Below are 596 nucleotides of genomic sequence, written 5' to 3'. Positions count from 1 at the left end.
CGCTCCTACAGGGGGCTCGTGGGGAGCACGTTCGAGAACGTCATCGCGAGGGACTTCGGCGCCGAGGGGCCGTGGCAGAAGCTCGGCACCGACGTCACCGAGTTCAAGGTGGCCGGCGCCAAGGCCTACTGGGCCCCGGTGCTCGACTTCTGCACGAAGGAGATCGTGGCGAGCGACATATCGACCTCGCCGGACCTCGCCCAGCAGCACAGGATGCTCGACCGGCTCCTCGAGGCCCTGCCCGACGGGGCGGCGCCGACCATGCACTCGGACATGGGCTGGCAGTACCAGCACGAGTCCTACGCCTCCAGGCTGGAGGGGGCGGGCATCACCCAGAGCATGTCGCGCAAGGGGAACTGCATCGACAACGCCGCCACCGAGCAGCTCTTCGGCCACGTGAAGGACGAGTTCTACCGCGGCAGGGAGTGGGGCAGCTTCGGGGACTTCAAGCGCGACCTGGAGGAGTACATAGACCATTGGAACACGCGGCGCAGGCAGGTAAGATTGAAGGGCCTGACGCCGGAGGAGTTCCGGAACCGGGCCCTTGCGGCGTAGTCGCTATTTGTTCAGTCCAAGTTTCGGGGCGCAGTTCACTG

At 66.1% G+C, this 596-nt stretch carries 1 protein-coding gene; it reads left to right on the top strand.

Annotated features, from left to right (window positions below; translation table 11 throughout):
- Positions 1-555, top strand: a 555-nt coding sequence (locus HMPREF9463_RS10255; protein WP_035139008.1) for an IS3 family transposase, incomplete at its 5' end; no start/stop codon positions are given.
- Between the last annotated feature and the right edge of the window lie 41 nt (positions 556-596).

Origin of the sequence: Collinsella sp. 4_8_47FAA, from assembly GCF_000763055.1 — a bacterium.
In the GTDB taxonomy this organism is placed as follows: domain Bacteria; phylum Actinomycetota; class Coriobacteriia; order Coriobacteriales; family Coriobacteriaceae; genus Collinsella.
Note: the sequence above shows the minus strand (reverse complement) of the source record. Positions and strands in the feature narration are given on the sequence as shown.